This is a genomic window from Algibacter sp. Ld11 (assembly GCF_045066735.1).
Classification (GTDB): domain Bacteria; phylum Bacteroidota; class Bacteroidia; order Flavobacteriales; family Flavobacteriaceae; genus Algibacter.
In genome coordinates this window covers 135,911-148,387 of record NZ_JBISHH010000023.1, presented here as the reverse complement: position 1 = coordinate 148,387, position 12,477 = coordinate 135,911, and the positions used below count along the sequence as shown (strand labels likewise).

General features: G+C 33.3%; 10 protein-coding genes. 6 read left to right on the top strand and 4 right to left on the bottom strand.

Going from position 1 to position 12,477, the window contains the following annotated elements:
• Positions 1-8: 8 nt before the first annotated feature.
• From ACJJV4_RS10050 to ACJJV4_RS10040, 3 genes are read right to left on the bottom strand one after another with little or no spacing between them, the layout of a single operon-like run.
• Positions 9-614, bottom strand: coding sequence for an FAD-dependent oxidoreductase (locus ACJJV4_RS10050; protein WP_405293999.1), 606 nt, complete (start codon positions 612-614; stop codon positions 9-11).
• A gap of 1 nt (position 615) precedes the next feature.
• The gene (locus ACJJV4_RS10045) at positions 616-819 is read right to left on the bottom strand and encodes a hypothetical protein (RefSeq protein WP_405293997.1); all 204 of its coding nucleotides are present in this window, start codon (positions 817-819) and stop codon (positions 616-618) included.
• Positions 820-831: 12 nt separating this feature from the next.
• Positions 832-1,419 (bottom strand): MarC family protein, encoded by a 588-nt coding sequence (locus tag ACJJV4_RS10040; RefSeq protein ID WP_042497700.1) that lies wholly within the window; start codon positions 1,417-1,419, stop codon positions 832-834.
• A 161-nt stretch (positions 1,420-1,580) separates the two neighbouring features.
• On the opposite strand from ACJJV4_RS10040, the gene ACJJV4_RS10035 reads away from it, so the two are divergent.
• From ACJJV4_RS10035 to ACJJV4_RS10020, 4 genes are all read left to right on the top strand, one after another.
• Positions 1,581-2,144, top strand: a complete 564-nt coding sequence (locus ACJJV4_RS10035) for a DUF3109 family protein (RefSeq protein ID WP_405293994.1) — start codon at positions 1,581-1,583, stop codon at positions 2,142-2,144.
• Between the two features lie 618 nt (positions 2,145-2,762).
• The gene (locus ACJJV4_RS10030) at positions 2,763-4,037 is read left to right on the top strand and encodes a ribonucleotide-diphosphate reductase subunit beta (protein WP_405293992.1); all 1,275 of its coding nucleotides are present in this window, start codon (positions 2,763-2,765) and stop codon (positions 4,035-4,037) included.
• Positions 4,038-4,040: 3 nt separating this feature from the next.
• Positions 4,041-5,834 (top strand): ribonucleoside-diphosphate reductase subunit alpha, encoded by a 1,794-nt coding sequence (locus tag ACJJV4_RS10025; RefSeq protein WP_405293990.1) that lies wholly within the window; start codon positions 4,041-4,043, stop codon positions 5,832-5,834.
• A gap of 176 nt (positions 5,835-6,010) precedes the next feature.
• The gene (locus ACJJV4_RS10020) at positions 6,011-6,928 is read left to right on the top strand and encodes a M28 family peptidase (RefSeq protein ID WP_405293988.1); all 918 of its coding nucleotides are present in this window, start codon (positions 6,011-6,013) and stop codon (positions 6,926-6,928) included.
• Here ACJJV4_RS10020 and ACJJV4_RS10015 read toward each other — a convergent pair.
• Positions 6,925-10,347 (bottom strand): hypothetical protein, encoded by a 3,423-nt coding sequence (locus ACJJV4_RS10015; protein WP_405293986.1) that lies wholly within the window; start codon positions 10,345-10,347, stop codon positions 6,925-6,927. The two genes, ACJJV4_RS10020 and ACJJV4_RS10015, sit on opposite strands and share 4 nt — an antisense overlap.
• Positions 10,348-10,565: 218 nt before the next feature.
• Here ACJJV4_RS10015 and ACJJV4_RS10010 point away from each other — a divergent pair, with 218 nt between their 5' ends.
• Complete coding sequence (locus ACJJV4_RS10010) at positions 10,566-11,327, top strand: exodeoxyribonuclease III (protein WP_405293984.1); 762 nt, start codon at positions 10,566-10,568, stop codon at positions 11,325-11,327.
• A gap of 31 nt (positions 11,328-11,358) precedes the next feature.
• Complete coding sequence (locus ACJJV4_RS10005; RefSeq protein ID WP_405293982.1) at positions 11,359-12,318, top strand: OmpA family protein; 960 nt, start codon at positions 11,359-11,361, stop codon at positions 12,316-12,318.
• Positions 12,319-12,477: the final 159 nt, after the last annotated feature.

The following is a 12,477-nucleotide window of genomic DNA, read 5'->3' as shown; positions in this document are numbered from 1 at the left end:
TAATGCTGCTATATTTTTTTATCATGCACTTTTACGTGTTTACCGCCATTCCAAAGTGTTAAAATATCGGTAGCTACATGTGCGCCACTTCCAGAAGCTATAGCAAACTGACTGCGCCATCCTGCTAAAGTACCCGCTACATAAAGATTTTCTTCAATTAAATGGTCTGTGTTTTTAAGCCAAATACGGTCTTTTTCGATAGCTGCTCTCGGGTGCGGTTCTATAAAAGTTTCTAAGCCTTTTATATTTAATAAATTAGTGTAACCTACTGCAATAACTACTATTTTAGTATTGTAGGTAGTTTTATTTGTTAAAATTTTAAATGCTTCGTTTTGTTTCTCAATTTCTAAAACCTTTTCAAGGTCTATTTGCTCAACATGCGGGTATAGTGAAGCGAGTTGTGTTTTGCCTTGTTCTAAAATAGATTCGCCAGTGGTTTCCGGAGCTAAACCTAAAACATTGTTGAATAGAGCAGTTTGTAGATGAGATGTTTTTTGGTGTGTAATAATTGCAATCTTTTTATTCTGTGCAAAGGCTTTGTTTTGGGCAGAACCCAAAACTAATGCGCAAGATAGGCCTGCTGCGCCACCACCAACTATTAAAGCATCGTACATGTTATTTATGGTTTTTTACTTTTTGCTCAATTTTTTTCGAGACTCCTAAAATTAACATCAATAATATTGCGCAAAGTGATGCTACTATAGTAATAATGGCAATCATACTTTGGCCTTTAAAAGGATTGTTGAAATTTATTTGAGTAAAATTAAAAATAATAAGTCCTAATGCGATAATACTTAAAACTACAGATAAAATTTTCATACTATATAATGTTTATATCACTTCAAATAGAGCTTTAATATTGTGCGCAAATAGTTTTACAGCAATCGCTAGTAAAATAACACCAAATATTTTACGTATAATATTAATGCCGTTTTGGCCTATTATACTTTCTATTTTAGCAGATGTTTTTAAAACTATAAAAATAATAATAACATTCATTAAAACAGCAACAATAATGTTTTCAGTTCTAAATTCTGCTCTTAAAGATAATAAAGTGGTTAAACTACCTGGTCCGGCAATAAGCGGAAATGCTAATGGAAACACAGCTGTTGTCATCGAGGCTTCTTCCTCTTGTTTGTAAAGTGTAATGCCAAGTATCATTTCTAAAGCAATGAAAAACAGAATGAAAGCACCAGCTACGGCAAACGAGTTTACATCAATCCCAATAAGATTTAAAATACTTTTTCCTAAAAACAGAAAAACAATTAGAATAACCCCAGCAATTATTGAGGCTTTTTCACTTTGTATATGGCCTACTTTTTTACGTAAGTCAATAACAATAGGGATATTACCTATAATATCGATTACTGCGAATAATACCATAAAGGCTGTGAATATTTCTTTAAAATTAAATTGCATGTCTTTTTTAAAATTTAGTAAATCGTAATATTGTTTACGTTTTTCTTAGTAAAATCTGTATAAACTGAGAAATCTCAATTTTTCGGCAAAAGTAGATTATTAAATTAATTAATTTCAATTTAAGATTAACTATTTTTGCACTTTATAATGTAAAATATAATATGTTTCAATTAGGTAAGACCATTATTTCTGAGGATATAATTAAAAAAGATTTTTTATGTAACCTTTCGGCATGTAAAGGTGCTTGTTGTATCGATGGCGATGCTGGAGCTCCTTTGGAAGAAGACGAACTCAAAATCATGGAAGCTATTTATCCTAAAGTGAAACCCTTTTTGCGTCAGGAAGGTATTGATGCTATAGAAGCTCAGGGTACTTATACAACCACGGAAGATGGAGAGTTTGAAACACCTCTTATTAATGGTGCCGATTGTGCATATGTTATTTTTGATGAAAAAAATGTGGCGCTTTGTGCTATTGAAGAAGCTTACAATCAAGGCGAGGTCGATTGGAAAAAACCAGTATCTTGCCATTTGTATCCGGTAAGGATTCAGGATTATTCTGAGTTTTCTGCTGTTAATTATCATAAATGGCAAATTTGTGATGATGCTTGTACGCTTGGTGAGGAATTAGGTGTGCCTGTTTATAAATTTGTAAAAGAAGCTTTAATTAGAAAATTTGGTGAAGATTGGTATGCTGAATTAGAAAAAGTAGGGGAGACAATGTAAAAAGATTTTTAAAATACCAGAATTGGATATAAAAAAATGAAGCTCTAAAGGCTTCATTTTTTTTGTGAACTAAAAATAAATTTTTCAAAATATTTTTCAGAAAAAAAATAAAAAAAGAAGGTTGAATATTTTGATTTTTAAAAAATAATAGGTTCTGTTTTGTAAAATTTATGTTTCAGTTATTTGTGAAAATTAGACCTAAAATTGAGCTTGGTGATATGGTATCAACAAGTGTAAAATAAGGGGGTTTAAGGTGAATTGGTGTAGTGAAATTTTGGGTTAAAGTTTGATTTTTTTGATTTATAATAATTTGATATTCAATAAAGTAAGAATCTCATAAAATAAGTAGCCCTTTTTTGCGAGATTGCATAATTGTTAAAAACTTGTTGACAATGTTTATAAAATACCCTTTCATTTTCAGCAACAATTGTCAATCTTTGTTATCGGCAAAAAAGGCATAACTTTTCTATTCAATTTTATTTAGAAAAGCGATGCAAAACAGGCCTCTTTTTATTTCTCTTAAAGAAAAATATAACACAATTTTACAGATTAAGTAATAGAATTTTGCACTAACAACATGATTCTAAATAACTGTCTAGCTATTAACAAAACATAATTATGGAGATTACACAAATTATAAAAAGAGATTACGAAACAAGCCCTTTTGTTTTGAGTAAAATTTCTAGTGCTGTTGAAAAAGCGATGCTTTCGGTTGGTAACGGTAATAAACAAGATGCAGAAACGGTTGCGGTAAAAGTTTTACAAACATTATTAGAGAGAAAATCAAAAGATATTAATTACTTGCCAAACGTAGAGCAAGTTCAGGATCTTGTTGAAGATAAATTAATGGAGAGTTCTTTCCACGATGTAGCAAAAGCTTACATATTATATAGAAACGAACAAGCTAGAGGTAGAAAAACAAATATTTTCGAAAAACGTATTAACTTAAAACCTTACGAATATCCTGCACTTAATGATTATGTAGATGCTATCCGTCACTCATACTGGATTCATTCGGAATTCAATTTCACTAGCGATATACAAGATTTTAAAACAAGACTAACTCCTATTGAGCAAAATGCTATAAAGAATACGATGTTGGCTATTTCTCAAATTGAGGTAGCGGTAAAAAGTTTCTGGGGAGATATTTATAATAAAATGCCAAAACCAGAAATTGGATCGGTAGGAGCAACCTTTGCAGAAAGTGAAGTGCGCCACCACGATGCATATTCTCATTTATTAGAAATATTAGGTCTTAATAACGAGTTTAAAAACTTAAAAAAGAAACCAGTAATAATGAGACGGGTTCATTATTTAGAAACCGCCTTAAAAAACGCAAAAAGTGAAAATAATAAAGATTACGCAGAATCTATTTTGTTATTTTCTTTATTTATCGAACACGTGTCTTTATTTTCTCAGTTTTTAATCATAATGGCATTTAATAAGCATAAAAATATGCTTAAAGGTGTTTCTAATGTGGTTGAGGCAACTTCTAAGGAAGAGCAAATTCATGGTGATTTCGGTATCGATATTATTAAAATTATAAAAGAAGAGAACCCAACGTGGTTTGACGACGAGCATGCAGACTTAATTAAAAAGTTATGTATTGAAGCTTTCGAATCTGAAAGTGATATTGTAGACTGGATTTTCGAAGATGGTGAATTAGATTTCTTGCCAAAAAATGTGGTAAATGAGTTTATTAAAAACCGTTTCAACAACTCTTTAGAAAGTATTGGTATTGAAAAAGTATTTGAAGTTAATGAAGATTTAGTGCAAAAAACCGAATGGTTTGACGATGAAATAATCGGTACAAAACACGGTGATTTCTTCGTGAAACGCTCCATAAACTACAGTAAAAGAACAAAAAGTATAACTAGCGACGACCTATTTTAAAAAATGAACAATCAGACAAAAAACCAAACCGACACGAGTTTAAATGAAAACACCAAATCATCTAACTACGATGATTTAAAAAGAGCAAGAAAAGAAGCTAGAAAAGAAATTGGAAAACAGCCAGAAATAAAATGGTTAACCGAAAATAGTCGTCAATTTTTGGCTTCTGGATATTTAACAGGTGATACAACACCTGAGGTAAGAATTAGAGAAATAGCCGAACGTGCTGAAACTATTTTAAAAATAGATGGTTTTGCCGATAAATTTTATGGCTACATGGCAGAAGGGTATTACTCTTTGGCTTCACCAGTATGGTCTAACTTTGGCAAGCGTCGTGGCTTACCAATTAGTTGTTTTGGTTCACACATTTCTGATGATATGGGAGATATTTTATATACCCAATCGGAAGTTGGAATGATGTCTAAACTTGGTGGTGGTACATCAGGTTATTTCGGGAAATTGCGCCATAGAGGTGCGCCTGTAAAAAATAACGGAGAGTCTTCTGGTGCAGTTCACATCATGCAACTTTTCGAAAAAATGGTAGATGTTGTAAGTCAAGGCTCTGTACGTCGTGGTCGTTTCTCACCGTATTTACCAATAGAACACCAAGATATTCACGAGTTTTTAGAAATAGGAACAGAAGGAAATCCAATTCAAGAATTAACGCATGGGGTTACTGTAAGTAACGAATGGATGCAAGAAATGATTGACGGTGATAGCGATAAAAGAGCCATTTGGGCAAAAGTATTACAACGTAGAGGAGAAATAGGATATCCGTATATCTTCTTTAGAGATAATGCAAACAATAACGCTCCAGATGTTTATAAAGATAAAGACCATGAGATTTACGCAAGTAACTTATGTTCGGAAATTATGCTACCTACAAACGATCGTTGGTCTTTTGTGTGTGTACTATCTTCTATAAACTTATTACATTACGATAAGTGGAAAGATACCGATGCTGTAGAAACTATGGTGTACTTTTTAGATGCAGTATTAGAAGAGTTTATTACAAAATTAGAAGTTTATAGAGATTCTGATAATAGAGATGATAGGCAAACATTCATGTTTATGGAAAAAGCTTATACATTCGCAAAAGAAAACAGAGCTTTAGGAATGGGAGCCTTAGGATGGCATTCATTATTACAATCTAAAATGGTAGGTTTTGATAGTCAAGAAGCTTTCGATTTAAACAGCGAAATCTTTAAAACTATTAAAGAAAAATCGGTTAAAGCATCTAAAGAGTTAGCAGTTTTATTTGGTGAGCCAGAAGTGTTAAAAGGTTATGGTAGACGTAACACAACCCTTAATGCTGTTGCGCCAACAACATCTTCAGCATTTATTTTAGGACAAGTTTCTCAAGGTATCGAGCCAATTTGGTCTAACAGTTACGTAAAAGATATTGCTAAGATTAAAACAACTATAAAGAATCCGTTTTTATTAGATCTTTTAAAAGAAAAAGGAATTAATACTAGCGAAATTTGGAAATCTATTCGTGATAACGATGGTTCTGTTCAACATTTAGAAGAACTTACCGATCATGAAAAAGATGTGTTTAAAACCTATTCTGAAATCGACCAGATGACTATTATTTATCAGGCTGCTAACAGACAAAACCATATCGATCAGGCACAATCTTTAAACATTATGGTGCATCCAGATATGCCTGTAAAAGAGATTAATAAAATATATGTTACTGCTTGGCAATTAGGTGTTAAGTCTTTATACTACCAACACAGTATGAATGCCGCACAAAAATTTAAGCAAAAGAAAGAATGTAAAAGTTGTGAAGGTTAAAATTCACTAAAAATATAGTGTTAAGTAAATCCTACAGTAGTAGGTAAGTGTTAATAAAAAAGCATCTCTTCGGAGATGTTTTTTTTTGTTCAAAATCTTGTGTTTAAAAATTTACGTATATTTAATTCGCCATTAAATCTGTTTTTAATAAGAAGAATAGGTTTTTAACCCCAGATATGCTTAAATACCTATTTTTAATTACCCTTCATTGTGCATTATTTTCTTTTGAAGGAAGTAGTCAAACTAAAGAAAGTGCTTCGTTATTTAACGAAGCCGATTTATTGAAACATTTAAAGTCTTTATCATCTGATGCTTTTGAAGGCAGACGGACAGGAACCCAAGGTGCAGAAAAAGCTAGAAAATATATTATAAATCAATTCCATGCCTTAGAAGTTTTACCCTTTGCAAAAAACTACGAGCAAGAGTTTACTTTTTATAAAAAACGACAAAACTTTAGTGCTGTTAATGTTTTAGGGATGATAAAAGGAAGTGAATCACCCAAAAAATATATTGTAATCAGCGCGCATTACGATCATGAAGGTATAAAAATGGGTAAGATTTATAATGGTGCCGATGATAACGCTTCTGGACTCAGCGCTTTGTTTAGCTTTGCAGAGTATTTTCAGAAAAATCCGCCAAAGCATTCTGTTGTTTTAGCAGCTTTCGATGGTGAGGAATTGGGTTTACAAGGTTCTAAATATTTTGTGCAGAGCGGTGTTTTGTTGCATACGAGTATAGGTTGCAATTTAAATATGGATATGATAAGCCGGAGTGATAAAAAAGAGTTATTTGCCGTTGGTACAGCTTATAATGAAACTTTAAAAAGCATTGTATCAACAACTAAAAGAATAGAGGGCTTTAACCTTGTTGCAGGACATGACGGTTATGATGGCATGGCAAATTGGACCTATTCATCAGATCATGGTAATTTTCATAAAAAGGATATTCCATTTTTGTATTTTGGAGTAGACGATCATAAAGACTATCACGAACCAACTGATGATTTCGAAAATATTCACCCAGAGTTTTATATCAATGCGGTAAAAACTATTATTTCTGTTTTTGAGCAAGTCGATACGAGTAAATCGTTCTAAAAATAGGCTTTCAATTGAAAAGAACCTGTATGTATAGTTTTATTAGATTCTGCTTTTCTTCCGAAATAACTAAAATTTAAATCTAAAAAGTTGGTTAATTTTTTCTGGGCAAGTAAGGTCCACGTAAAGTTTTTTCCTGGCTGTAAACCTTCTAGTATTTGGTAAGCTACAGGTGTGCCGATAGATCCTTCAAATGTATTAGATAAAAAGTTAAATTCGCCATTTAAAGCCCCTTTTTCTTTATTGTTTAACGTGAACGATGCTCCGTATTTTTGTTGCTGCAAGGCTTCTAGATCGCCTATGGTGTTTGTTTTGTCTTCATATTGATAAAAGATATCAAAGCTAGAATTATCGTTAAATAGATATGATAATTTGGGGTTGAAGCGGGTTTCATTAAAATCGTAATTTCTGCTAGAATAATTTTCACTAGCACTAGCGTTATTTTCTATAGTTGAAACCAAATTTATTAACCAATTGCCCGATAGTTTGTGGTTAAAACTAAGCTGATGACTTTGTATACTGTTTTCTATATACCCAATAGATAAAACACTTCTAGTGGTATTATCTAAAAAGGTGTACGATGTGGTGTATTTTTGTTTTCCGCGATTAAAAAATAACACATTTCTAAAATTAAGTTGTAGACCTAATTGATCGTCTGCATTTTTTTTAAAAGGATTTAAGTTAAATTTATTACCATCACGCCTGGTTTTTCGATCTATTAAATAAGCTGTTTGATTATAAAAGTGAGACCAAAATTGCTCTGATTTCTTTTTGGAAACCGACCATGTCGATGGGTTAAAGGTTACAGTTTGGCTTAATCTGTTTTGGTGCGTTTTTATGTAAACTTGGTTTGGTAATAATACCCGAACGTATTTCCCTTGATCTTGAAATTGTGCAATTTCGAACTCGTCTAGTTCTTGGATACCGTTACTATTATAATCTACCCAAGTGTAAGTGCCAAGGCCTGCTTCTACTTCTATATAAGTGAAATCTTGTTGAGGTAAGGTGCCAGAATTGGTTTCAAAAATAGTATTCCATTGAACGAGTTGTTTAAATAGTTTTTGGTTGAATTGTAATCGTGAGTTCAAAGATTGTTCGTCGGGAATTACAGGGTCTTCACTTTTTAAAGTTCTGTAGTTTGCAAATAGTGATAGGTTAGTATTTTTGTTTTGAACTAATTTCGAGTCTAAATAAAAGGTGTTAGATGTATTTACTTTTTCTAAACTATTATTTCTAATACTATCGTTTACCCTATTTTTATACCCTATTTCAGCAAAAACTTGGGTGCTGTCTCCAACACCAAAAAACATTTCGTACGATTTAAATTTTTGGCTTAGTTCTGTTAATTCTTGGGTTGTTAAATTGGTTTGTTCATTATCTTCAATGGCTAATTTCGCACCAATCCAACTCGATTTTAAACTATAAGAAATTCGATTATACGATCTTAAAAAAGTGGAGATAGAGCTGTTAGAATTGGCATTTAAAAAACTTGAACTAGATGACAGTCTTAATTTATTAAACACCAAATTGGCAGTAGCAACATGACGATTTCCATTAAAACCATCAGAAAAATTTAAATGTTCAAATTGGTAGTTTAAAACTCCTTTTTCTTGATGAAACATACTAAAACCAGAATTAACTAGTATTTGGTTACCTAAATTACCACCAATACCATTGAGGTTGGTTAAATCTAAATTCCAATCTCTATTAAATTCGGGATTGTATAGGCCTTCAATATTTCTGAAATCGGTACTAATGTAATCTGAATTAAAAATCGCATTTAGATTCCAAAGGCTATCGGTTTTAATAAGTTGCTTTTCAATATTTAATTTTCCTGCAAAGCCATCGTTATTTTGATCATCGGAGTTAGAAAATAGGTTTAAATCGTTTTTGCTTCCAGCAAGTTCAAAATTAATATTTGTTTTTTCCGAAGGATGATAAGTACCATTAACCACGGCAAGCTGTAATTTGGTAGGGGCAATTAATTGGATAATAGGAGCGTAGTTACCTTGTAAAACACCGGCGTATTCGTAAATGTTGTTAATGGCAGTGCTGCTACTCAATATGTAATCACCAAGGTTTTCGCCAACTCGAGAGAAAGTTACGCGGTAAAGTTCATCCTCTTCACTATTAGAAAACACAAAAATTTCAGCACCATCAATAAGTTCTTTTTTATATAAAATTCTATTTTCATTTAAGGCCTCTTGCACTTCAGAAGGTGCCACCATTAATGATTGATCATCGCCAGCATCGGCTAAAATTTGTACTTGCTCTTCAGAGAGGTTTTGTTGTAAGGGTTGGTTTTTTGAATCGTTTTCTGAATAAACCGAAACTCCAATTTTTAGTTTTTCATTTTCGAATTTACCACCGCCATAAGCTACAAAGCGAGAATAGTTTCTATCACTAAATTGATAATCTACTGTAATTCGCATTTCGGAAGTTATCGGGAACGTGGAGTTGAAAATAATTTCGCCTGCATTATAGTCAATAATATAATCTTGATCTTCACCACGTTTTACAGCGGTTCCATTTACATATACGGTTTCACTTCCCGAAACAATAAGTACAAACAATTCACCATTGGTGCCTTGCAGTTTATAAGGGCCTTGGTTACCTTCTTGGGCCGTAAATTGGCTAGTTGTAAATTGCCCGCGAACCAAAGCGCCTGCCGCAAATAAATCGGTTTGTTGGCTATCGTCTCCAAGCTTTAAATTAAAATTTAACCCTTGTACACGTTTAGAAAAACTAGCGAAATAAGAGTCTGTATTTGTTAAATCGATATCACCAGCCCTAATATTCCATTCTTCGGTAAAAAGCTCTATAAAAACTTGGTCGAACTCATCTAAACGTTGGCTATAGCCACTCTCTTGTAACGGAATGTTGGCGTCTTGTATAGAAGCGCGAAGCGAAACTTTATCATTTAATTTTCCAGTAATTTGAAGATCGAGTTCGCTATTTAGAACCGAGTTTTGGTTATTACCAATGGTAACACCACGAGAAATACTACCCGATGTGGTTAAGCCATCAAAAGGAACACTGTTTTTTTCTGTATTAGGTTGCGATAGTTTGTATAATTTCTGGAGGTTGTCTGTGTTTTTTACAATAATATTTTCGTCTAGCTGTTTGTAGGTTCTCGTTAAGAAATCAGGAAACTTCAAATAGTTAATAATTATAGAATCGGTTTCTAAGGGTTGCTTAAAAGTTAATAAAGCTTTAGGGAAGTTTATTTTGTAAAGGCTGGTGTCTATAACAGTACCATCTATATTTTTAATGGAAAATTGACTCGAATTAATACTCACACTATCAATAACTATCACTTGTTTTACAGCAACTGTTTTAGTTTTGTAGATAGTGGTTTGCTCTTGCGAAAATCCGCAAAAACCCACTAAAACTAAAATTATGCTTATAACAAACTTCATTGACACACTTAAACTACAAAAACATTAAAATATTTTGTTGATAGCTTCGTTAAAACTCCTGCTGTAAATTTTAGTGTAAAAGTAGCGTATTATTTATTTTAGCTGAAATTAGATTTATTGTGAAATAAATTGAGTTAAGCAAAGGTGTAAAACTTTGTAAATAATATCATAATTTAAACAAAATCCTTCAACATTTGTATTGAGGTAAAGCATAAGACATGAAAATTATATCATATAACGTAAATGGCATTCGGGCCGCATTAAAAAAGGATTTTATTGGTTGGTTAAAAAGCGCAAACCCAGATGTTATTTGTTTGCAAGAAACCAAAGCTATGAAGGAGCAGTTGGATTTAGAGGTTTTCGAAGAAGCCGGATATATTTATAATTATTGGTATAGTGCACAAAAAAAAGGATATAGCGGGGTTGCAATTTTAAGTAAAATTGAGCCTAATCACGTTGAGTTTGGCACAGGAATTGAGTCGATGGACTTCGAAGGTCGAAATATTCGAGCAGATTTTGATGGCGTTTCGGTAATGAGCCTATATTTGCCATCGGGAACAAACAGTGCACGATTGAGCCATAAATTTGAATACATGGATATGTTTCAAGAGTATATCAACAACTTAAAAGAGGAAATACCGAATCTAGTTATTTGTGGCGATTATAACATTTGTCATGAAGAAATCGATATTCATAACCCTAAAATGAAAGGTGTATCTGGTTTTTTACCAGAAGAACGTGAGTGGTTAGGGCAGTTTATTGATAGTGGTTTTACAGATTCTTTTCGTTACCTACACCCAGAAACTCAAACTTTTAGTTGGTGGAGTTACCGTGCAAATTCGCGGGCAAATAATAAAGGCTGGCGATTAGATTATGCTTTAGTTTCTCAGCCCTTACAAGAAAACATTAAAAGAGCCGTTATACTTACCGAGGCTGTGCATAGCGATCACTGTCCAATTTTAGTAGAAATAGAACAATAGAAAAACAACCAAAATTATAATCTCAGTAAAAATGATTAAAAAAACCGCACTCACGCTTTTAACACTGGCCGTTTTAACCAGTTGTGTCTCTCCAAAAGTTTATAAGGAACTTGAAAGTAAATACGCAAAACTTAAACAACAAAACCGAAAACTGACAGACGCTAACGAAGTTCTTTTAAGTGAGAAAGCCGCAGCGAAAAACGAGTTAAAACAACTCCATACAGCTTATGATGAGGCTGTAGCGCAACGCGATCAATTACAAGCCGATTATAATTCAACAAAATCTAATTACGATAATTTAAAGAATTCTTACGATGCTTTAGAAAAAAACAGCTCGGCGTCTATTGCTGCTAACTCTCAGAAAAACCGCGAGTTATTAGCACAGTTAGAAGCGAAAGAACAAGCGTTATCAGCAGAGAATGCGCGATTAGAAAAACTTAAGGCAGAGTTAGAAAATAGATCTAACCGTGTTGCAGAATTAGAAAGCGTAATAGCGGCCAAAGACGCTGCCATGACGGCTTTAAAAGATGCCATTTCTAAAGCTTTAACAGATTTTGAAGGTAAAGGATTAACGGTAGAGCAACGCGACGGGAAAGTCTATGTTTCTATGGAAAATAAGCTACTTTTTAGCTCGGGAAGCTGGGCAGTAGGAACAGAGGGTAAGCGTGCAGTAAAACAATTAGGTAGTGTGCTTGGCGACAATCCAGATATTGCAGTTTTAATCGAAGGCCATACCGATAACGTACCTTATAAAGGCAACGGAATTCTTACCAGTAACTGGGATTTATCAACAAAACGTGCTACAGCTATTGTAACAATTTTACGCGAAAATACAGATATCAATGCAGAAAATTTAACGGCAGCAGGTCGTGGAGAATTTGCACCAGTAGCATCGAACGAAACATCAGAAGGGAAAGCAAAAAACCGTCGTATCGAGGTGATTTTAACACCAAAATTAGATGAGCTTTCAAAACTTTTAAACGATAATTAAAAAAATTTTTTGGGCGTTACTCCTGCTGCGCTTTGCTGGCGAAGCAGGAGTCGGGCTTTCTCTACTCGCTCCCTTCCTTTGGTCGGGGAGCTTAAACAAGCCGTTCAATCCCTAACGCAACTATCCGCAATGTTAGGTGCCTAAAACTGCATAATTCCC